Origin of the sequence: Salinibacterium sp. ZJ450, assembly GCF_011751885.2 — a bacterium.
Taxonomy (GTDB): domain Bacteria; phylum Actinomycetota; class Actinomycetes; order Actinomycetales; family Microbacteriaceae; genus Ruicaihuangia.
On sequence record NZ_CP061771.1, the window covers coordinates 740,974 to 759,515 of the forward strand.

Here is an 18,542-nt window from a genome sequence, read left to right on the forward strand (position 1 = left end):
CTAGCGAAGATCGCGCACCAAACGGATGCCGAATGGCCGAGGCCCCGCGAAGTACCAGACCAGCGCGGCCAGGAACGGTTGCAGGACGATGGCCACACCCCACACCAACTTCGCGGCGTCCGACAGCTGCGGGGTGCGGATGACCTGAACGATGGCGTACACGAGCGCGGCCAGATAGGCGGCGCCGATCGGTGCGGCGATGACTAGCGTCAGCAAGGTGTCCATGCGTCGCCTCCATTCTTGAGGACACGCTAGGGGGCGGATGTCGCCTCGTCAACAGTTCGCGACAGCATCTCGTGTTCGTGTTCCGGCAAGCTTGACCTATGCAGATCCGCGACCTGACTGCCGGTGACTCTGAGGCAGCTATTTCGCTGTGGCACGAAGCCGGACTCACCCGACCATGGAACCCGCCCGAGCTCGACCTGCGGCGTGCTGTCGACGGCGCCACCTCAACGGTTCTGGGCGCTTTCGATAACGACCGATTGGTCGGCACAGTAATGGTTGGTCACGATGGGCACCGCGGATGGGTCTATTACCTCGCCGTAGGTGAGGATCAGCGCGGCACCGGGCTGGGACGACGGATGATGGCGGCAGCTGAGCGATGGCTTCGCGAGCACGGTGCAGTGAAAGTCCAGCTCATGGTCCGCTCGACCAACGAGTCAGTACTGGGCTTCTACGACCACCTGGGATATGAAGACGCCGACGTGCAGGTGCGGTCGAAATGGTTGACGTAGCTTCCGGCTGCGCTTAGGGCACGATTGTGGTCACTCGAACCGCCATGCTTACTGGAACTTGATGGGGGTGTCCGGGTAGTCGGTGGCGACCACACCGTGGGGGCTGGTCCATTCGAGCACGCCCGGGCTGATCTGTTTCACCGTCCAGCCGGGGAAGTGTTTCAGGGTGTGGTGGCCTTCGCAGAGACAGGCGAGGTTATCTGCCTGGGTGGGTCCGTCGTGTTCTCTCGCGAGGGTGTGGTCGATATCGGACCAGATCGCGGCGCGCATGCAGGACGGGCATCGACATCGGCCGTCTCTGGCCCGCAGGAACCGCCGCAACTGGGCCGACGGCCGATAGGTATCCACCGCGAGCACCTGCTCGGACACCGGGTGGGTGAGTATCCGCACCCAGGTGGGGGCGTCTCCGGCGAGCCGGAGCGCCTCCTGGAGTCCGATCGGTCCGGCACCGGCGATGGTGGCGGGTTCGTCGCCCTGGCCGAGCAGGGTGAGCATCGGGATGACGACGGATACCTCGGCGCGGATGCCGACCCCTGCGGCGTGCGGGGCCTCCGGGTGGCCGGTGGGTTGTCCGGTCAGCATCAGCTCGCAGGCGAGGTCGGCGCGGATCTGGTCCAGGGTGCGCGGATCGGCCGGGTTGGCGGCCTTCACCGCCTTGGCCTGCTGGGTGAGCCGGTCGCGCATGGCGACCGCGAACACGGTCGACACGGTGTGGATCACCTCGGACATGCCGTCACCGACATCCGCGATCCGTACCGAGCGTTCCGCGACCGCCTTCTCATGGCGGTCTTGGAAGGTGACGTCGCCGAGCCGGGCGGCCGCGAGTTGCGCCTGTTTGCCCAACCGGCCGGGCGTGATCGTCTCCGCGCGTTCCAGCACCGCGTGCTCGTAGCGGGCGCGCTGTTCGGGGTCGCCGATCGGGAACCCGGCTTCCATGATGACCCGGGCGTGGCCGATGCTGATCGTGCCAGCTGCCAGCGCGGTGAGGGTTGCCGGGAAGTCGCCGACAAGGGTCTCGGCGGTGTTGATCCGGGTCTGGAAGGTGCGGTCGGAGAGGTGGGTGGCTAGGGCGAGTTCGGCGGCGAGGGACCGGTAGGTCATTGCCCGGGCGGTTCCTCGGTCGGCGCCCGGGCCGGCTTCGGCTACGACCAACTGGGCCAGCTCCGCCAGGTCTCGGGCGTCTTCCGCTTCGAGCGCGGCGCGGGTTTGCTGCCGCCGGGCGACGCGCGCGATGCCCGCCGCGATCGGATCGGCCGGCTCTAGTTCCTCGAGCTGCTCCGAGGCATCGGACGGCTCCACCGGATCGGCCGGCAGTAGTTCATCCACCCAGCACAGCTCTTCGGTGGACTCATCGTATTCGCCCCGTTGGAAATCCTGGATCAGCGCCTCGATGATGGTGTTGTAGTCCTCGGCAGACAGCGGATCCGGAGGCATTTGGTCGAAGTCGAGGTAGGACTCAGCGATGACGTCCGGTTCGCCCCATTCCTCGACTCCTGTGTCCATGCCCCTATTCAAGCGTGGGCCACCGACATTCCCGCAGCACGCTCTACGCTCACCGGATGAGCGAGCGACGTGCAGCTGTGGGACGGTGGGCGACCATCGCCGGTCTCAGCGCGGCCTCCATCGTCTCAGTCGTCGTCGTGCTGTGGCTGCTGGGCGGCTGGTTTGTCGGCCGGTTCCTGGACACTGGCGACACGATCGACTCGCTGTACCGCCTTGCGGCGGACACCCCGAATATCCAGACGGTTGCGCAGGGTGAGCAGGACTGTTCACGCGCGTCGACGTCGCCGTTACAGGCGCTGAACGCGGCTACTTCAGAGTGGTTCGCGATGGTCGGACAGCAGCTGGAACATGACGTGGTCCTGCCACCGCCCAGCGATATTTAGGTACTCAGGCGCGAGCCCGAACCGGGTGAAACCCACACGCTCCAGCACCCGCTGTGACCGGACGTTGTCGACGAGGGTGCCGGCTTCCACGCGGTGAAGGCCCGAGTCGAAGGCCAGAGTGGTCAGCTCACGCGCCGCCGCGGTGGCGAAGCCCCGCCCGGTGTACTCCGACGCGAGCCAGTAGCCCAGGCTGCACGACTGGAACGGGCCGCGGACAATTCCGCTCAGCGTGATCCGTCCGATGACTTGGCCGCCCTCATCGAGAATGACGTGCGGGATCGCCTCGCCCCGGTCGTACCGCTCCAGGGCGGCCTCAGCATCGGCTTGCTGCCCCGGTTCGGTGAAGTACTGCTCGCCGCGAAGCGGTTCCCACGGGGCCAAGAACTCCCGGTTTGCCTGCAGCAGTCGGGACAGTCGTGCCGCGTCATCCGTTGAAATAAGCCGTGTGGCCGCCATTATTGCGGCCTCGACGCGGCATCCCGTGCGGGACGACCCTCCAGAGCTGCGAGCCAGGAATCCAGAAGCATGGCGAACCGCTCGGGTTGGGCCAGCGGGATTCCATGGGCAACACCCTCGACCACATCGAAACGACTGTCGCTGAGCTCCGCGTTCAACTGCTTCATTCCGCGGATGAGGCTCCGCTGTTCCCGAGCGCCGGCGAGTAATAAGGTCGGGCGAGAATGCGTGCGGAACGAGTCAGGTACCCGGAACGAGAAGTTCGCCCGCATCAGGTTAAAGAGCGTGGTCGTCGAGATCGAGCGCGACAGGTCGAAGTATTGATCGAAGTCAGGGTCGGACACATAAAGCTGCTTGGCCTGGGCCTGCGCGAAGCCTCTCAGCCTGCCGAGCGGCGCTGCGGCCGCCGCGATGCCCGCCAGCACCCGGCCGCCAGCCAGAGGGTGCAGCAGCGAACTGGTCACCACAGCGCGGGTGATCCGTTCCGGATAGGCCGCGGCCAGCTCGATGGCGATCTGGCCGCCCGCCGAGAAGCCGATCACGGTCACATCGCCGGTGATTTGCTCAAGGCCGGTCTGCTCCGCAATCGAGCGTGCTGCCGCAGCATGGGGCGTGAAGTCGTCGGATGCGTCAGGGTTGTGGCCGGGCAGGAATGGTGTGTGAACCCGGTATGCCCCGTCGAAGAAGTCCCGCTGGGGGCACCACATCCACGGGCCAACGCCACCGCCGTGGATGAAGATGAGGTGTCGGTTGTCTGCTCGGTCGGGGCTGGCGCTCATGGGATTAGTGTCCCAGACCAGGGTTACGCGCTTCCCTGGGGGCAACCCCCGGGATACATTCTGAGCGGATGACGAGATTCGAACTCGCGACCCTCACCTTGGCAAGGTGATGCGCTACCACTGCGCCACATCCGCAATCACGTTGCATAAATTGCAACGGGTAACGAGTTTATCGGACAAAGTGGCCAGCGCCGCACACGCCGAACATGCGGGACGTACATCGCGGAATGGACCGGATTACCAACGAAGCGCAAGGGGCTTGGAGCGTTGCACCTCCTGTGGGCGGTGCCGATTGCCGCCGTAGTCCAGTATTGGGCGGCCGTACTGGCCAGGTTCTCTTGGTGTGGGATCTACGGATGCGGCGCGTCCGGCGTGTACGCGGACTCAGATCATTGGCTCGCAGTCGTATCGGTCCTGACCAGCACGCTGCTGGTGACCGGCATGTTGATCCTCGCGCCATGGACGCGGCAGCTGACGCACATGAGGCTGCGCGTGATCGGGCCCATCGCGATCAGCATCGGTCTTGCCATCGTGATGCTGACGTGGGTTTCGATTGCCTTCTGATAACGAGGCTGTGCGGATGCGGCGGAGGACCTTGCATTCGTCAAATGGCCACGCACGAGCGGCGTGCCAGCTCATGCGTGGCCATTGACTCGGCGTGCGCCGTGACCCGCTTGGGAGGTTAGTCCGTGAGCGTGTCTACCCAGTCCTGGTTCTCTGCGATCCATCCTTCGATCAAAGGGCCGTAGTCATCTGTGTCGTTGTCGACGAAGAGCAGGGTTTCGAGCGAGTAAAGCTTTTCGAGGTCCATCTCGAACTCGCTCAGCCATTTGGTGAGCTGCGGAGCGTCTTCCTTCAGCCCGTCGCGGGCGTAGCTGGTCATGCTCTCGGCCTCACCGAGCGCCCCTTCCGGGTCTTCAAGGTTCTTCAAGGGGAACGCGCCGTAGGCCCAGTGCGGCTCCCAGAGCGTGACGACGATGTTCTCGCCTGCCTTCGTGGCGGCGGTGAGCTCTGTCAGCATGGCCGCCGTCGATGAGGTGAGGTACTCCATGTCCTCAAGGCCGTAGCCGGGAATGACCGCGTCCTCGGTGAGCGCCGTGAGCCCGGCTCCCGGCTCGATTCCTACGATGCGGTTGCCGAACAGGTCGGCGTTGTCAGCGAGTTCGGTGAGCGAGTCGATGGGTGCGTCCGCGTTCACCGCTATTGTGTTGCGCGCTTCGGAGTTCCAGACGCCGAGTTCCACGATATCGTCGCCGTATTTGTCAAGGTATGCCTCGTGGGTGGTGGGAAGCCAGACATCCATGTTGACGTCGTAGTCACCCGAGGCGAGTCCGCTGAACACGGGTGCCGGGTCTGCGTATTCGAGTTCGACCTCGTAGCCCTCGTCTTCGAGGATGGTTTCCCAGAGCAGGGAGACGGCGATGCCTTCATCCCAGCCGTTGAACACCGCGATCGTGATGTCGCGCTGGTCGCCATTCTCGAGGGTTGCGGATGCGCCGCCCGAGGCCGCCGAACATCCTGTGAGGGCCAGAGCGGAAATGCTTCCGACAGCTAGTAGCGACAAGGTGCGTTTCTTCATGTGTCTTCCTGTTCTGCGCGCCGAGGCGCGCGGGTTGACGTGCGCACGCGTCACCGCGCGCTTGGCCACGAATGCGACAGCATTCGCGAGTGGGGGAAGTTAGGCTCCGGTGCGGGAGGCGGCTCTGGAGCGGCCACGGGCCCGGAATCTGGAAAGCGGCGTCGCGCCGCGGCCGAGGGCAGAGGTCAGCCGGTCGAGGAAGATCGCGAGGATGACAACCGAGAGTCCCGCCTCGAAGCCGAGGGCGACATCGATGCGGTTCAGGCTGGCGACGACCTGTCCGCCGAGTCCGCCGGCGCCGACCATGCCGGCGATGACGACCATGGACAAAGAGAGCATGATTACCTGGTTGACGCCCGCCAGGATGGTGGGCATCGCCAGCGGTAGCTGGATCTGACGCAGGATGCGCCAAGGGGACGAGCCGAACGCATGGCCGGCCTCGACGACCTCATGGTCGACGCCGCGGATGCCGAGCTCGGTGAGTCGCACGCCAGGCGCCATCGCGAAGATGATCGTGGCGACGATTCCGGGCACCACGCCGACCCGGAACAGGATCAGCGCCGGGATCAGGTAGACGAACGCCGGCATGGTCTGCATGAAGTCCAGCACCGGCCGGATGATCGCGGATGCCACGTTGGAGCGGGCGGACAGGATGCCCAGCGGCACGCTGATCAGGATCGCGATCACGCTCGCGACCAGCACCAGCGCGAGGGAATCCATCGCGTTCTCCCACTGGTCCACCCCGACGATCAGCAGCAGGCCGACCACCGCGCCGACGGCGAGTTTCCAGCCGCGGGCAGCAAGCGCGAGGATCGCGGCGACCAGGACCACCGCCCAGAACGGCGGCGTGGAGAGCACGGCATCGACAGCGTCATACGCACCGAGGAATACGGTGCGGATCAGGTCGAAGACGCCGCCGAAGTACTCGGTGATGAAGTCGATGACGGTCTCGGCCCAATCACCCAGGGGGATGCGGATCTCGTTCATCGCTGACCTCCGACCGACGTGGCGGCTGAAATATCCGCAGCATCCGCTGCCGATGCGTCCCGCAGCGTGTCGGTGATCACGCCGACCGGAACAGTGGACGGCGGCTCGAGGACGGCGATCTCTCCTGTGCTCGTCGATACGTTTCCGAACGTGGCGAGCAGGGTGATCCGCGGCACAACGCCGAGGAGTCGCTGCCGGTCGTCGACGACGGCGAGGGGAAGATTGCTTTCCACGGCGCGCTCGATCAGGTCGACCAACGCGGTGTCGGGGCCGACCGGTGCGAATCCGGCCTCCAGCACGGCAGAGAGATCGTTGCCTCCACTGCGCACGGCGTTCAGCACCGGTTGGTCGCGCGCTACACCCACGAGCACGCGATTGCGGTCGACAACGAGCACGGCGGAGGTCTGCAGGTCGCGCATGGTGCGCAGTGCCGCCCGCGGACCGGCTGACCTGTTCACCACCGCGCGGGCAGGTTCCATCACGCTGGCGGCGGTGAGCACCCGGGCGCGGTCGACATCCTGCACGAATTGGGCGACGTAGTCGTTCGCCGGGTCGGTGAGGATCTCCTCCGGTGTGCCGATCTGCACGATCCGGCCGTCGCGCATCACCGCGATCCGATCGCCGAGGAACATCGCTTCGTTCAAATCGTGGGTGATGAAGATGATCGTCTTGCCCAGCTCGGACTGCAGCTCGAGCAGCTGCTCCTGCATCTCCCGCCGGATCAGCGGGTCAAGCGCCGAGAACGCCTCGTCCATCAGCAGCACGTCGGTGTCCGCGGCAAGCGCACGGGCCAGCCCGACACGCTGCTGCATGCCACCGGACAGCTCCGACGGCAGCTTGTCTTCCCAGCCGGCAAGTCCCACGATCTCGATGATCCTGTGGGCCTTGGTGTGTCGCTCGTCGCGGGATACCCCCTGCACCTCGAGCCCGTAGGCGACGTTGTCGAGCACGGTGCGGTGCGGCAGTAGGGCGAAATGCTGGAACACCATCGAGACACGGCGTCGACGGATGTCGCGAAGCTCGGCCGGGCTGGCGTCGGTAATGCTGTCGCCGCCGACGTCCACCGAGCCCGAGGTGGCGTCGAGCAGTCCGTTCAGCAATCGGATCAGCGTGGACTTGCCCGATCCCGAGAGGCCCATGACCACGAAGATCTCCCCGGTGCGCACCTCGAATGAGGCGTCGATCACGGCCGCGGTACCGAGGCTCGCGACATCCTGCCGGGTTGAACCCGCGGCGAGCTTCGCCACCGATTCGCGCGGTTTGCGTCCGAATACTTTGTAGAGGTTGGTCGCTTTGACGGCGATGGAATCTGACACAGGGGTGCTCCGATGCACGCGATGCCGGAGGTAAGCAGGCAGATCGCGCGGGTATCTCGTGGCGGACGGGTAGCCGGTGTCCGGTCCGCGGGAATCTTTCGATCAACCTGCGGGCCGACGCTGCCATCGGGGCTGCGTCTTTCACCGTCTCACCGTACGAATGCGGGGCGGCCCGAAGGGGCAGCCGCCCACATGCGCGTCCTGGCGATGGGGTCGTAAAACCGCTGCTTACGCTAGCAGCGGCAAAGGCCCCACAAGCGGGATCCGCGGCCGTTATCCGCCGTTCGCCACCCGCCGACCCCGTGTGATCCGCATGGATTCGCGGATTCTCGAAGTTGCGAATTCGTTATAAAAACTCAGTTGTGATGCAACTTCTCCGGGCTGAAGGACGCGCGGGAATCCAGCCGGGCGCTCCCTCACCTGACGGACAACCATCCGAGTTTGCGATGATCGTTGTGCGGCTCTGCACGCCTGACCGGAGCGAGCAAAGCTGGCGACCGCAAGCGCCGGTAAAGTTGGACATCGGTGAGCCGGGAAGTCTGGTCGGCATTTCTGTTGTCGATCCGCAAGGAGCTCCATGACCGCTCACGGTCCCAATCACCAACCGAGCCGTTCTGTTCTCAGCCGCGGCAGTTACCGCGAAGCCCTGCGCATCAGTGAGATCCTGCGCAAGGAAACCGTCGGCGGAATGCTGCTCGTCGCGGCCGCCGTCATTGCCCTGATTTGGGCGAACTCTCCCGCCTCGGACAGTTACTTCGCGCTCCGTGATTTCACGATCGGCTACGAACCGTGGCACCTCAACCTGAGCCTCGGTGCCTGGGCCGCCGACGGATTGCTCGCCGTGTTCTTCTTCCTGGTCGGACTGGAACTCAAACGCGAGTTCGTCGCAGGCGACCTACGCGATTTCCGGAAGGCCATGGTCCCCGTCGCGGCAGCGGTCGGTGGCGTGGCGGTCCCCGCGCTCATTTACGCGGCGATCAACTGGGGCGACCCGGAAGCTATCCGCGGCTGGGCGATCCCGACCGCCACCGACATTGCCTTCGCCGTCGCAGTGCTCGCCGTCATCGGCTCGCACCTACCCAGCGCGCTGCGGATCTTCCTGCTCACTCTCGCGGTAGTCGACGACCTGCTCGCGATCGCCATCATCGCCGTGTTCTACACCACCGACATCGCCCCGGTTCCGCTGCTTCTCTTCCTCGTCCCTGTCGCCATCTACGCATTCCTCGCTCAGAAATACCGCCGCTTCTTCGGCCTCAACCCCGTCGCCGCCTGGCTGATCCTGTTGCCCATCGGCATCATCGCCTGGGCGCTGCTGCACGCCTCCGGCATTCACGCCACGATCGCCGGCGTCGTGCTCGGCTTCACCATCCCCGTGCTCCGCAGCAAGGCAAGCGGTGGACCCGATGCGGGACCTGGACTTGCCGAGGTTCTTGAGCATCGCGTCCGACCGGTTTCCGCCGGCTTCGCCGTCCCGGTCTTCGCATTCTTCTCCGCCGGTGTGGCCGTCGGCGGAACGGACGGGCTCGGCGCGGCGTTCACCGACACGGTCACCATCGGCATCATTGCCGCCCTCGTTATCGGCAAACCGCTTGGCATCGTCGCCACAACATGGCTGGTAACCAAGCTCACCCGATCCCAGCTGGACCCCTCGTACAAATGGATCGACCTGCTCGGCATCGGACTGCTCGCTGGCATCGGATTCACCGTCTCGCTACTGGTCGCCGAGCTGAGCTTCGGTCTCGGCGACCCGGCAAACGATCACGCCAAGGTCGCCATCCTGGCCGCCTCGCTGCTCGCAGCTGCGCTAGCCACCGTTGTGCTCCGCATCCGCAACCGGCAGTACCGTCGAATCGAAGCCCACGAACGGGTCGACGCCGACAGCGACGGTGTACCGGACGCGTACCAACGACCCGCTTCATGATGCGGACATGCGCCTTTTCGCGCATGGAGGGGACGCTCAACGGGCACCAATTAGAGCATCGCGGCTGATGCGCAAGTGACTCCGGTCGACAACGAACAGACTTTTCGGGACTCCAGCCGCAGAATCGACACGATCGTGCCTGCAAGTCACACCACTCGATCGCCGTGGTCCTATACTGACCAGCGGAGAGCCGGGAAGCCTGGTCGGCCCGCGAAAATCGCGGAGTGCCCTGGCGGCCGCCGTGGGTGCTGTTCTGCGACGTAAGGACCGTGCTGTGTCCCCTGCGAATGCTCCCCTCATCGAGACATCCGATCTCGTGAAGCGCTTCGGCCGAACGGCCGCCCTCGACGGGCTTGACCTCTCTGTCGCCGAGGGCGAGGTTCACGGATTTCTCGGCCCCAACGCCGCCGGCAAGTCCACGACCATCCGAGTACTGCTCGGGCTCATCAGAGCCACGAGCGGCACCGCGCGAGTCTTCGGACTCGACCCCTGGGCGCAGCCGATCGCTACTCTGCGCGACATCGCCTACGTGCCGGGCGACGTGAGCCTGTGGCCGAACCTGACCGGCGGGGAGGCCATCGACCTCCTCACCAGCCTGCGCGGTGGTGCCGAGCCTAAACGACGAGCCGAACTGATCGATGAGTTCGACTTCGATCCCCGCAAGAAGGCGCGCACCTACTCGAAGGGCAATCGCCAGAAGGTTGCCCTCATCGCCGCCTTCGCACGACCCGCCCGGCTGTACATCCTCGACGAGCCCAGTGCCGGTCTCGACCCCGTCATGGAGTCGGTCTTTCGTCGACAGATCGATCGGGCACGCGCGGAAGGCTCGACAGTACTGCTATCCAGCCACATCCTGAGCGAGGTGGAACAGCTGTGTGACCGGGTCACGATCATCCGCGCGGGCGTCGCGGTCGAGAGCGGGTCGCTGGCTGACCTGCGGCACCTCAGTCGCACGAGCTTCCGCATTACCGGCATTGGGGACACCGGCATCCTGAGCACCGTTGACGGCGTGCACGATGCGAGGGTCGTCGGCGATGTGGTCGAGTTCGAGGCTGATGCCGACGCAATCCCGTCTGTGCTGACGAGCCTCGCCCGCAACGGCGTGACTGGCCTCACGGTGGCGCCGGCGTCGCTTGAATCGTTGTTCCTGCGTCACTACAGCGAGGTGAAGTGATGCGCGCGTTCGGTCACCTTCTTGCAGCGCAGGCGCGGCGTGATCGGTGGTTGCTTCCCATTTGGATCCTGGGCATCGGACTACTCGGGGGCGCGATCGGCACCGCCATCAGCGGACAGTTTGCGGATGTGGCGGAACGCGCGTCCATTGCCGCGTTGGCCTCGGCGAACCCCGCGTTTCTGTTCCTGCGTGGACTTCCTGACGGGTTGAGCATTGGCGCTCTCGCCTTCTTCCAATCGTTCTCCTTCATCGGCGTTCTCGCGGGGTTCATGAGCACCTTCCTCGTCGTGCGGCACACCCGCGCCGACGAAGAACTGGGACGTGCAGAGCTCGTTGGATCAACCCCCATTCGCCGCAGCACCGCGCTGGCCGCGACGATCGCCCTCGGTGTGATCGCCAACCTGCTGCTGATCGTTGTGGTTGCGGTGGGCTACATCGTTGGCGGGCTACCTGCGGGCGGATCCATTACCGCTGCCCTCGCCGTCGGATCCGTCGGGCTATTCTTCGTGGGCGCCACAGCAGTGGTCGTTCAATTTCTGCCGTCGGGTCGCGCATCGAACGGGGTTGCCGCCGCGCTCGTCGGCGCCGCATACCTCACCCGCGGCATCGGCGATGCCCTCGGGACCCCCAATGCGCAACTCACGCGCGTCACCCCGAGTGGGTTGTCCTGGCTCTCGCCGATTGGCTGGGGGCAGGCAACTCGACCATTCTCCGAGCCCACGCTCGCACCGCTTGTGTTGTCCTCCGCGGGCTTCGGACTGCTGGCAATCGCCGCGCTCACCCTGCGCAGTCGTCGGGACCTGGGCGCCAGTCTCGTTCCGGAACGGAGAGGCCGCCCAGGAGCGCGCCTCGGCGGCCGCAGCGTCCTCGGACTAGCATGGCGGCTGCAACGCTCCACACTTCTCGGCTGGTGCATCGGAGTCGCGGTCTTGGGCTCCATCGCCGGAGGGCTCGGGCCGGTGGTCGCCGAAGCGGTAGAAGGCAACCCGTCGCTCTCAAACCTGATCGCCAACCTCGTTCCCGGCACCACGGCAGACGTCGTCCACATCTTCACGTCTGCCCTGCTCGGAATCGGCGGCGTGCTCGCCGGAGCCGCCGGTGTACAAGCCGTTTTGCGGCTGCGCGCCGAAGAGGCCGAGGGACGCGCGGAGCTCCTGCTCGCCACGCCCGTCTCCCGACCGCGTTGGGTCGGCGCAACACTGGTCGTTGCTACCGGATCCGTGCTTGCCGTGTGCACGGTAATTGGAACGGTAACGGGAATCGCGATCGCGAACTCCAGTGGAGATGTCGCGGCCGTGGCCCGCTTCAGCGGCGCCGCCCTCGCCCACACACCCGCGGCCCTCGTGTTCGTCGCGATCACTGCGCTCGTGTTCGCCATAGTGCCGCGACTCACGATCCCCCTTGGCTGGGGACTGCTCGTGATCGGCCTCGTGCTCGGCCAGTTCGGCGCACTCCTGCAACTCCCCGAGTGGCTCCAAAACATCAGCCCGTTCCACCACAGCTCAGCGCTCCCCGTCGAGGACCTAAACGTCGCTGCCGCATCAGTTCTCCTAGCGACGGCCGTGCTGGGCGCTGCGCTCGCAATGGTGGTCATCCGACGACGGGACTTGGTGTCTTGACGGCGCCCATTTCGCAGGAGACGTGGCGCTGGGGTGGCATGACACCACCGGCCGGCTCGATTCACCAGGCTGGACTGGAGCAGCTCTGCTAAGCAACCGGTGGTCGGCAAATACACTCCAGCGGCGTGCTCCGGGCCGACGTACTGTGGACAAGCTGCCCTTGGTTGTAGTGTGACCCTAGGAGTGCCGGGAAGCCTGGTCGGCGAGTAATCGTCGATTGGATTTAGCCGTGCGAGTTCTCATCTTCACCTTCGGCACCCGAGGCGACATCGACCCGTTCGCCGCTCTCGCCGAGCGACTCAGCGTGTCCGGCCACGTCGCCGTCCTTTCAGCTCCCGAGCCTTACCGTGATGCCGTCTCCTCCGGTGTCGGCTTCGAGCCGATGGCAACGGAGATGGATCGGGTCATGCGCGCCGGTATGGCCGAACTGCGCGGTCCGGCGCAGGCCCTGAAGCTGGCTCGACAGATGTCGGCGGCGATGCGCACGTCGCTCCACGAGCAGTGGGAGATCGCCCAACGAGTCCGGCCGACCCTCATCGTCGCGCACCCCAAGGCCCTCGGCGGCCTCCACATCGCTGAGCGTCTCGGCGTCCCCTTCGTCCCCTCCCTTCCGTTGCCGTTCCTCACGCCCACGAATGCCTTTCCGATACCGTTCCTCGCGCGCCCGCTTCCGTGGCGGCTGAACCGGCTCACCTACCAGTTCAACCGCTTCACGGCGCTGGCGTACGGCGGCATGATCAATAGGTTCCGTCGTGAACGTCTTGGGCTGCCGCGGATGAGCAGGCTCAGCGACTACCTGACGACGCGAGGCGGTGATCCCGCACCCGTGCTGTATTCGTTCAGCCGATACGTCGTCCCTGTACCGGGCGACTACCCCGCCACGGCACACGTCACCGGCTACTGGTTTCGGGAAACTACCTCGACATGGGAGCCGCCGAGAGATCTCCTCGACTTTCTCCAGGGCAGTCGGCCCGTCGTCTACGTCGGTTTCGGCAGCATGGGATTCGGGGCGAAAGCCGAAGAGCGGGGTCGAGTCGTGCTACAAGCCCTCCAGCAAGTTGGTGTGCGGGCCGTGGTCGCAACCGGTTGGGGCGCACTTGCCGCTCGATCAACGGACGACATCTTCGTCGTCAAAGACGTACCGCACGAATGGCTGTTCCCGCGAGTAGACGCCGTCGTCCATCACGGAGGGTCGGGCACCACTGCAGCCGGCCTGCGTGCCGGGAAGCCCACGCTGATCTGCCCGGTTCTGGGCGACCAGCCGTTCTGGGGCCGACGTATCCACGAACTCGGCACAGGACCTCGCCCGCTGCACTTACGCAGCGCGACCCCTGCCGCCCTCGCGCGACGAATTCTCGACCTGATCTCGCGGGAGGAGTACGCCGCCGCGTCGACGGCTATCGGCGAGCAGATCGCCTCGGAGCATGGCACCGGCGATGCGGTCGAGGTGCTGCAGTTCATTGAGGCGGCTTTTGCTGCTCGTCGTCTGGCGCCCAACTCATAGGACGGACTTGAGGCGCGTCGGTCGGGCGGGGATGCAGTGCCCGCTGCGCCCGCCGGGATGAGTGCGGCAACTTTTCTGCGACGAAGAGGTGAGCCCTCTGAATGCTCAACCAGTGCTGTCTAGTGCCCGTTGGCCAAGGCGCGACGATCGCCGCCCATAGAACTGCGGGTCGAAATCAGGCACCCGCCCAAATCGGATCGGTGGATCGAGGCTAAGAAGTAGCTGCTTCCCGGCGAGGTCCGCCGGTCGACCTTACCGAGCTTACTTTGCGATGCGGGCCACGATCTGGCGGGCCACCAGCCGGTCGACTCCCGGCAGACGAGTTGCCCTTATGATCCACCGACGCAGGAGGCGCTGAACCCGATTCGCGGGAAGGAATGATGACGCGGAGCGCCTCCCGGCCGCCTGGGCCACCTCTACCACGGGTGCCCAGCGTCGCTCGAATTCGGTGAGGGCTGAGCTGATCCCGTCAGGTGAGGCCACGGGTCCGAGAATGTCACCCAGGAGCGCGGCACCGGCGATGGCGAGCGAACCCCCCTGACCCGCCAGGAGCGACACGGCCCCGCACGCGTCCCCCACGAGAACCGTCCGCCCCTTCTGCCAGCCCGGCATGATGATCTGCGCGACGACATCGTCGTACGGATGCTCGGGGCACAGTTCAAGCAGCCGGTCTACCGCCTGACCGAGTCCGGCGAACTCCCGGCGCAACCGCTCCCTAGGACTCTCGAATCGCAGATCCCCAGTCGCGCCTGACGCATCCCTGTAGACCATGAATGCCGCCACCTTGTCAGAGCGGAGGCTGTAGAGGCCGACTACCCGGTCGATACTGTCGGTCAGGACGAACCGGTTCCGGAAGCGGGCATTCAGGAGCGGTTCGGTCACGATGAATGCCGCAGCACGCATTCCCATAGGGCGCAAATACTCCTCTTCCCGGTCGAATACCTCAGCGCGCACTCCGGAATGAATGCCATCAGCGCCTACTAGGACGTCCGCGGCGAGCGTCAAGTTCGGCGAGCCATCAACGGCGACCAGCACGCCCTCGTCATCGCTCCACACCCTGGAAACCGGCGCCCCATAGCGGACCCGCACTCGACCGGGGTCCACATCATCGAGCGCGGCGCGGGTGGCTTGCTCCATATCGGGGCGCAGCAGACTTAGGGCCTTCCCGCCGGCAAGCCGTGCGAACTGGTCGTAGTCGAGGCTGGAAGTGGGGCGTCCTCGTCCATCAACGTACTCGGCTGCCTCGACGTGGTAGGCCACCGCTGCGAGCCGCGAGTAGAGGCCTATTCTCTCCGCAGCCTCGACTCCTGGACCAAAGAAGTCCATCATGTAGCCATCGGGGCGCGGAGCGGCCGATTTCTCAAGGAGCTCGACCTCCCAGCCAGCCAAACCGAGTTGGCGGGCCACGACCAGACCCGCAATGCCCGCCCCTACAACAAGAGCCTTCATGTCCTGCCTCGAACGATCAGATCAGCCGGGCTGAACGAGCCCGGGCAGGCGACCGCAGGAGTTTTTGCGACACCTGCTGGCTCATTGTTGACACGTTCCTCGCGGCCTGTCCATAGCGCAGGATTCAGTTGTGCACCATGCTTCGGATTCTGCTGGGAAGCGGCTGGATGGGTGCTGCTCAACTGCGGCAGAGCCCGCAAGAAAGTTACAAGGGTGGATCGGGAAGCACACCAAATAGCACCCGAAATGCTTGCCAGATGGCGCTGCCGCTCATACCGAATCGTCGGCCGCCATTCCCGTCGTTTCTCGAGTCGCGAGCGGGACGCTGAACGGGTACCGGATTCCATCCTGCGAATGCGGCTTTCCGGTCGGTGACGCTCAAGAGTGGAAAGTCTCGACGCCGTGTGAAAGACAGCGGCTTCGTGAGACCCGCCCGCTAAAAGCCCGTTGGCGGGGCTCTTGAGGGATAACAAATGGAGCGCGCTGACGGCTGGCCGGCGGCCTGCGCACCCTGTAAAATTCATGCAGGCAGCATTAGAGGCTCATCGGAATCATCGAGCACCGAGGACTTTTCTCACCGAAGCCGGACCGTCTCAACGGAAGTGTCAAGTGAACACGGAAAGTTTCATCGAGCGTGAGAAGTGTCACGTCACGGCGTGTCACGTGACTTTGGTGCCCCCAGCAGGATTTGAACCTGCGGCCTTCTGCTCCGGAGGCAGACGCTCTATCCCCTGAGCTATGGGGGCCAGGAGTGCTGCTCTAGATTAGCAGCCGCAACTAGCCTGCAAGTGCCGCCACCACGGGCTCGACGATCGGAATCGCGTCGCCGGGCTCATAGAACGCGGTGCTCGACACCACGATCCAGTTGCTTCCGGTGAACACGCGGGCCTCGCCGACGCCGTCGTTGACGGTGAAGTAGCCCTCGAAACCGCCGCCGTGACCGTAGGTCGGAACCATCGTGCTCTGGGCGCCGGCCTGGTTCTTGAAGGTGTCCAACGCGGCGTCCGGAAGCTCCGCCACCGCCACCTCGAAGGTTTCACTGCTGGTCTGGTTCACCCATCCGCAGGCCAGCCCCGAGTAGCCGACGATGCTCGCGGCCAGCGACCCGTCGGCTGGCGCGTAGTTCGGGTCCGTGCCGAAGTTGGGGTTGTAGTCATAGACCGCCTGCGGCGCCAGCACCTCGTCGCAGCTCAGCGTGATCGGTACGCCCACGATCGGTTCCGGCTCCGGCGTGGCCGATTCTGTGGGCTCAGGCGCGGATGATGCGGTGGCGGATGTCGAGGGCTTGGGTGTCTCGGAAGCCTCAAGGTTCTCGGCCGTGCAGCCTGCCAGGGCCATCACCAGCACCGTTCCCACCGTGACGGAAAGCAGAGTGCGGGCTGACGTGACACGGGCAAGAGCGGCTGACATGGCATCCATGCTAAAGGGCTTACAAGTCGTCTCTGTGCACCCCGGGTAGAATCGACGACCGTGAACCCCGCTGAACTCTCCGCATCCCTGCTCGCCATCGTCCAGGGAGCCATCGAGCGACGCGGGTCGACCGAAACCGTCACCGCCACGATCGACGATGTGCCCCTCGAACGGCCCCGCAACCGGGACCACGGCGACTGGGCATCCAACGCCGCCATGAAGTTCGCCAAGAAGCTCGGCGCCAACCCGCGCGAGCTCGCCGCCGAGCTGGCCGGTGAGATCGAGCAACTGGACGGCGTGGCATCCGTCGACGTCGCCGGCCCCGGATTCATCAACATCACGCTGGATGCCGCGGCGGCTGGAGCGGTCGCCAGGATCGTCGTCGAGCGTGCCGAGACCTACGGGCACAGCGACGCGCTCGCCGGGCAGAGCATCAACCTCGAGTTCGTGTCGGCGAACCCCACCGGGCCGTTGCACATCGGTCACACCCGGTGGGCCGCCCTCGGCGACTCGCTGGCGCGCGTGCTGCGTGCCGCCGGTGCCACGGTCGACAACGAGTTCTACATCAACGACGCCGGCAACCAGATGGACAACTTCGGCGCCTCGGTGCTGGCCGCGGCCAAGGGGGAGCCCACCCCCGAGAACGGCTACCCGGGGCAGTACATCGCCGACCTAGCCACGGCCGTGCAGCAGCAGGTTCCGAACCTGCTCGAGCTGCCCGCCGACGAGGCGCTCGCGATCGCCCGCGAGACCGCGTACCAGCTGCAGCTCGGCGAGATCAGGGAGTCGCTCGAGCGCTTCAACGTGCAGTTCAACGTATGGTTCAGCGAACGCCAGCTGCACACCGAAGAGCCGACCTCAGGCCTGAGCCCGATCGTCACCGCCGTGGACCGCCTGCGCGCCCAGGGCCACGTCTTCGACGAGGACGGCGCGATCTGGGTGCGCACCACCGACTTCGGGGATGACAAGGATCGCGTCATCCGGCGCTCCAATGGTGTCTTCACCTATTTCGCCGCGGATGCCGCGTACTACCTGAGCAAGACCGACCGCGGCTTCGAGCACAAGATCTACCTGCTCGGCGCCGACCACCACGGCTACGTGCACCGCCTGAAGGCCATCGCGGGCGCTGCCGGCGAGGACCCGCAGAAGGACATCGAGGTGCTGATCGGGCAGCTGGTGTCGATCAACGGCGCCAAGCTCAGCAAGCGCGCCGGCAACATCATCGAGCTGAACGACCTGCAGGCCTGGCTCGGCACAGACGCGCTGCGCTACTCGCTCGGCCGCTACCCTGCCGACTCGCCGCTCACCCTCGATCCCGAACTGCTGCAGAAACGCACCAACGACAACCCGGTGTTCTACGTGCAGTACGCGCACGCCCGCACCCACCAGGTGGCCCGAAATGCCGAGGCATCCGGTGTCGATCGCAGTGTGTTCGACGCCAGCCTGCTCACCCACGAGACCGAGAGCGTGCTGCTCGGCGCGCTCGCCGAGTTCCCCCGCATCGTGCAACAGGCCGCCGAGCTGCGCGAGCCGCACCGAGTGGCCCGCTACCTCGAAGAGCTCGCCGGCCACTACCACCGCTGGTACGACAACTGCCGGGTCAGCCCGCTGGGCGAGGCGCCGGTCGAAGACGTGCACCGCACCCGCCTCTGGGTCAACGATGCCACCGGTCAGGTGCTGCGAAACGGCCTTGAACTGCTCGGGGTCAGTGCACCGGAACGCATGTAA

The 18,542-nt window shown here is 65.5% G+C and carries 17 protein-coding genes and 2 tRNA genes; 8 read left to right on the plus strand and 11 right to left on the minus strand.

The window, feature by feature from the left end; genetic code table 11:
- The gene (locus HCT51_RS03595) at nucleotides 1-225 is read right to left on the minus strand and encodes a PLDc N-terminal domain-containing protein (RefSeq protein ID WP_166870428.1); all 225 of its coding nucleotides are present in this window, start codon (nucleotides 223-225) and stop codon (nucleotides 1-3) included.
- A 98-nt stretch (nucleotides 226-323) separates the two neighbouring features.
- Between HCT51_RS03595 and HCT51_RS03600 the strand changes: the two genes are divergently transcribed.
- Nucleotides 324-734, plus strand: a complete 411-nt coding sequence (locus tag HCT51_RS03600; protein ID WP_166870430.1) for a GNAT family acetyltransferase — start codon at nucleotides 324-326, stop codon at nucleotides 732-734.
- Between the two features lie 48 nt (nucleotides 735-782).
- On the opposite strand, the gene HCT51_RS03605 is transcribed toward HCT51_RS03600, so the two are convergent.
- The gene (locus tag HCT51_RS03605) at nucleotides 783-2,237 is read right to left on the minus strand and encodes an HNH endonuclease (RefSeq protein ID WP_166870432.1); all 1,455 of its coding nucleotides are present in this window, start codon (nucleotides 2,235-2,237) and stop codon (nucleotides 783-785) included.
- A gap of 56 nt (nucleotides 2,238-2,293) precedes the next feature.
- Here HCT51_RS03605 and HCT51_RS03610 point away from each other — a divergent pair, with 56 nt between their 5' ends.
- Nucleotides 2,294-2,620 carry a hypothetical protein gene (locus tag HCT51_RS03610; RefSeq protein ID WP_166870434.1) on the plus strand — a complete coding sequence of 109 codons (327 nt, stop codon included), beginning with the start codon at nucleotides 2,294-2,296 and terminating at the stop codon, nucleotides 2,618-2,620.
- On the opposite strand, the gene HCT51_RS03615 is transcribed toward HCT51_RS03610, so the two are convergent.
- The 3 genes from HCT51_RS03615 to HCT51_RS03625 form a co-directional block, all read right to left on the minus strand.
- Complete coding sequence (locus HCT51_RS03615; RefSeq protein ID WP_166870436.1) at nucleotides 2,549-3,076, minus strand: GNAT family N-acetyltransferase; 528 nt, start codon at nucleotides 3,074-3,076, stop codon at nucleotides 2,549-2,551. The genes HCT51_RS03610 and HCT51_RS03615 overlap by 72 nt on opposite strands.
- Nucleotides 3,076-3,855, minus strand: coding sequence for an alpha/beta fold hydrolase (locus HCT51_RS03620; protein ID WP_166870438.1), 780 nt, complete (start codon nucleotides 3,853-3,855; stop codon nucleotides 3,076-3,078). The genes HCT51_RS03615 and HCT51_RS03620 overlap by 1 nt, the downstream gene beginning before the upstream one ends.
- Nucleotides 3,856-3,918: 63 nt before the next feature.
- Nucleotides 3,919-3,990, minus strand: a tRNA-Gly gene (locus tag HCT51_RS03625).
- A gap of 150 nt (nucleotides 3,991-4,140) precedes the next feature.
- Between HCT51_RS03625 and HCT51_RS03630 the strand changes: the two genes are divergently transcribed.
- A complete protein-coding gene (locus HCT51_RS03630; RefSeq protein ID WP_166870440.1) occupies nucleotides 4,141-4,419 on the plus strand; it encodes a hypothetical protein in 279 nt (92 codons plus the stop codon).
- A gap of 118 nt (nucleotides 4,420-4,537) precedes the next feature.
- Here HCT51_RS03630 and HCT51_RS03635 read toward each other — a convergent pair whose 3' ends face one another.
- The 3 genes from HCT51_RS03635 to HCT51_RS03645 all read right to left on the minus strand — a co-directional run bounded on the left by HCT51_RS03635 (nucleotide 4,538) and on the right by HCT51_RS03645 (nucleotide 7,737).
- Complete coding sequence (locus HCT51_RS03635) at nucleotides 4,538-5,434, minus strand: glycine betaine ABC transporter substrate-binding protein (protein ID WP_166870442.1); 897 nt, start codon at nucleotides 5,432-5,434, stop codon at nucleotides 4,538-4,540.
- A gap of 99 nt (nucleotides 5,435-5,533) precedes the next feature.
- Nucleotides 5,534-6,421, minus strand: a complete 888-nt coding sequence (locus tag HCT51_RS03640) for an ABC transporter permease (protein ID WP_166870444.1) — start codon at nucleotides 6,419-6,421, stop codon at nucleotides 5,534-5,536.
- Nucleotides 6,418-7,737, minus strand: coding sequence for a quaternary amine ABC transporter ATP-binding protein (locus HCT51_RS03645; RefSeq protein WP_166870446.1), 1,320 nt, complete (start codon nucleotides 7,735-7,737; stop codon nucleotides 6,418-6,420). The genes HCT51_RS03640 and HCT51_RS03645 overlap by 4 nt, the downstream gene beginning before the upstream one ends.
- 577 nt (nucleotides 7,738-8,314) lie before the next feature.
- On the opposite strand from HCT51_RS03645, the gene nhaA reads away from it, so the two are divergent.
- The 4 genes from nhaA (at nucleotide 8,315) to HCT51_RS03665 (ending at nucleotide 13,955) form a co-directional block, all read left to right on the plus strand.
- Nucleotides 8,315-9,658, plus strand: coding sequence for a Na+/H+ antiporter NhaA (gene nhaA / locus HCT51_RS03650; protein ID WP_166870448.1), 1,344 nt, complete (start codon nucleotides 8,315-8,317; stop codon nucleotides 9,656-9,658).
- Nucleotides 9,659-9,932: 274 nt separating this feature from the next.
- Nucleotides 9,933-10,832, plus strand: coding sequence for an ABC transporter ATP-binding protein (locus HCT51_RS03655; RefSeq protein ID WP_166870450.1), 900 nt, complete (start codon nucleotides 9,933-9,935; stop codon nucleotides 10,830-10,832).
- Nucleotides 10,832-12,451, plus strand: coding sequence for an ABC transporter permease (locus tag HCT51_RS03660; RefSeq protein ID WP_166870452.1), 1,620 nt, complete (start codon nucleotides 10,832-10,834; stop codon nucleotides 12,449-12,451). The genes HCT51_RS03655 and HCT51_RS03660 overlap by 1 nt, the downstream gene beginning before the upstream one ends.
- Nucleotides 12,452-12,680: 229 nt before the next feature.
- Nucleotides 12,681-13,955 (plus strand): glycosyltransferase, encoded by a 1,275-nt coding sequence (locus tag HCT51_RS03665; protein ID WP_166870454.1) that lies wholly within the window; start codon nucleotides 12,681-12,683, stop codon nucleotides 13,953-13,955.
- A 261-nt stretch (nucleotides 13,956-14,216) separates the two neighbouring features.
- Here HCT51_RS03665 and HCT51_RS03670 read toward each other — a convergent pair whose 3' ends face one another.
- The 3 genes from HCT51_RS03670 to HCT51_RS03680 all read right to left on the minus strand — a co-directional run bounded on the left by HCT51_RS03670 (nucleotide 14,217) and on the right by HCT51_RS03680 (nucleotide 16,814).
- Complete coding sequence (locus tag HCT51_RS03670) at nucleotides 14,217-15,404, minus strand: FAD-dependent monooxygenase (RefSeq protein ID WP_166870456.1); 1,188 nt, start codon at nucleotides 15,402-15,404, stop codon at nucleotides 14,217-14,219.
- Nucleotides 15,405-16,074: 670 nt separating this feature from the next.
- Nucleotides 16,075-16,150: transfer RNA gene (locus HCT51_RS03675), tRNA-Arg, on the minus strand.
- Between the two features lie 31 nt (nucleotides 16,151-16,181).
- Nucleotides 16,182-16,814 carry an iron ABC transporter ATP-binding protein gene (locus HCT51_RS03680; protein WP_166870458.1) on the minus strand — a complete coding sequence of 211 codons (633 nt, stop codon included), beginning with the start codon at nucleotides 16,812-16,814 and terminating at the stop codon, nucleotides 16,182-16,184.
- Nucleotides 16,815-16,874: 60 nt separating this feature from the next.
- Here HCT51_RS03680 and argS point away from each other — a divergent pair, with 60 nt between their 5' ends.
- Complete coding sequence (argS, locus tag HCT51_RS03685) at nucleotides 16,875-18,542, plus strand: arginine--tRNA ligase (protein WP_166870460.1); 1,668 nt, start codon at nucleotides 16,875-16,877, stop codon at nucleotides 18,540-18,542.